Here is a 2014-nt window from a genome sequence, read left to right as displayed (position 1 = left end):
CCGCCCCCCGGCGGCGGCGCGGGGTGGTGGGTTTCGCGCAGCCGGTCGCCGCGGCCGCCGCCGCGCCGTGGTCGTGGTAGCTCACGGTGGACTTGGGCGCGTCGGCGACGAGCTGCTGCTCGGTCGGCGTCCCCGGCGCGATCGGGGCGGCGAGGCCGGCCGCGGCCGCCGAACCGCCGAAGTCGACGTCCGAGCAGCCGTAGAACGCCTCCGGGCTGTCGGTGCGCTGCCAGACCAGGTACACCAGCTGGCGGCCGGTGCGGCTGGGCAGCGTGCCGTTGAAGGTGTAGTAGCCGTTGGTCGCCGTCCGCCCGGTGGCGTACTGGGCGACCGGGTTGGCCAGGTCGAGGTCGGACCACTTGAGCGGCTGGGTCGGGTTGTAGCCGCTCTTGGTGATGTAGAGCGTCATGACGCCCTGGTGCGGGGCGGTGACGCGGAAGTTGAAGGCGTTGCTGCCCGCGGTGACGGAGGTGGCCGGCCAGTCGGTGCGGGCCATGTCGAGCGCCTTGTACTTGTCGCGGTTGGCCGAGCACAGCTTGCCGTCCGGAATGATCTGCTGGCTGCGGCCGTTCGCGTCGGCGATGTTGACCTCGTTCCAGTCGTACAGCGGCTGGGTGCCGCTCATCGCGACCAGGTCCTTGCAGACCTGGGACTGGGGGTGCTCGGGGCCCTCGGCGTAGCAGGCCGCCACCCGGCTGGTGGGGCCGAACAGCGAGCCGTGCGCACTGGCCGTGCCGGCGGTCGCGGCCAGTGCGCCGGCCGTCAGCACGCCGGCGGCGAGGACTCTGCGGGTCCAGGACATGGTTCTCCTCGTACGGATTCGGGCCGGTTGTGGGGGAGAGGTGCGAACCCGGGGAGCCTGCGGGCGCGGCGGTGTGGACCCGACACACCGTCAGCCGCCCTGGAGCCTACGATTGGCCTATACCAATTGGCAAGGGGTCGGTGCGACGGCCGGGTCGGAGGGGCGCGCCGGGTCGGAGGGGCGCGCCGGGGGCGGGGGAGCCCGAGTCAGCGCTCGGCGGATCCGGGGAGGACCGGCTTGACGTCCAGGACCGGGGTGCCGTCCAGGGCCTCCAGGCCGCTGACGCGCAGGCGCAGCCCGTCGACGGCGAGGATCGTGACGCGGTGCAGCCCGATCGGGTTGGGACGGTCGGGCGAGCGGGTGGCGAAGACGCCGGTCTCCGGACGGGCGAGGTCGCCGCGCGGGTGCACGGCGAGCACCCCGCGGTCGGCGCGGTCGAGCCAGGTCAGCAGCAGGACCTCCTGGCCGGCCGCCAGTTCGCGCAGCCCCCTGGCCACCTCGGGCTCGAAGACCAGCCAGGCCCCCGGGGCGCCCTCGTCGCCCTGCTTCGGGGCCTCGGCCCGGGTCCGCAGCGGCGACTCCACCCGTCCGACCGCCCGCACCGTGAACTGCGCGTCCGCCATGTCCCCGAGCCTACGCCGCGACCGTGCGGCCGCGGGGGAGGGCGGGCCGCGGCGGCGGGCCGGAGGTCACGGGATCTTTACCGGCAGCCCGGTTGATGGATCATCAGATTCCGGGCGAGGGTGGGGCCTCACGATCCCACCGGTCCGGAGGCGAGCAGTATGCGGAGAATCCTCAACACGGCGCACGTCTACATGATCCTCGGCGTGGTCAGCGGCCTGTACTACCGCGAGCTGACCAAGGCCGAGGACTTCACCGGCGACTCCCAACTCGGCGTCGTCCACACCCACCTGCTGGCCCTCGGAATGCTCTTCTTCCTCGTCGTGCTGGTGCTGGAGAAGCAGTTCGGGCTGACCGGCAGCAGACTCTTCCCCTGGTTCTACTGGATCTACAACGCGGGCCTCGCCCTCACCGTCGGCATGATGACCGTGCACGGGACGCTGACCGTGCTCGGCCGCGAGAGCGGCGCGGCGATCGCCGGGATCGCCGGCCTCGGGCACATCCTGCTCACCGCCGGCCTCGTGCTGCTCTTCGTCAGCCTGGGCAAGCTCCTCCCGGCCGGCTCCGGGAAGCCCCCGGCGGCCTGACGGC

Annotated in this window: 3 protein-coding genes; 1 reads left to right on the top strand and 2 read right to left on the bottom strand. The window is 73.0% G+C overall.

Annotated features, from left to right (window positions below; translation table 11 throughout):
• On the bottom strand, nucleotides 1-802 hold an 802-nt coding region (locus tag ABZ641_RS34940; protein WP_359988409.1), incomplete at its 3' end, for a lytic polysaccharide monooxygenase.
• 206 nt (nucleotides 803-1008) lie between these two features.
• Entirely contained in the window at nucleotides 1009-1425 is a 417-nt protein-coding gene (gene tsaA, locus ABZ641_RS34935; protein ID WP_359988407.1) for a tRNA (N6-threonylcarbamoyladenosine(37)-N6)-methyltransferase TrmO, read from the bottom strand.
• Between the two features lie 159 nt (nucleotides 1426-1584).
• On the opposite strand from tsaA, the gene ABZ641_RS34930 reads away from it, so the two are divergent.
• The gene (locus ABZ641_RS34930; RefSeq protein WP_359988405.1) at nucleotides 1585-2010 is read left to right on the top strand and encodes a DUF2871 domain-containing protein; all 426 of its coding nucleotides are present in this window, start codon (nucleotides 1585-1587) and stop codon (nucleotides 2008-2010) included.
• Nucleotides 2011-2014: the final 4 nt, after the last annotated feature.

Source organism: Kitasatospora sp. NPDC007106, assembly GCF_040634455.1.
Lineage (GTDB): Bacteria > Actinomycetota > Actinomycetes > Streptomycetales > Streptomycetaceae > Kitasatospora > Kitasatospora arboriphila.
This window is presented reverse-complemented; position numbering and strand designations above follow the sequence as displayed.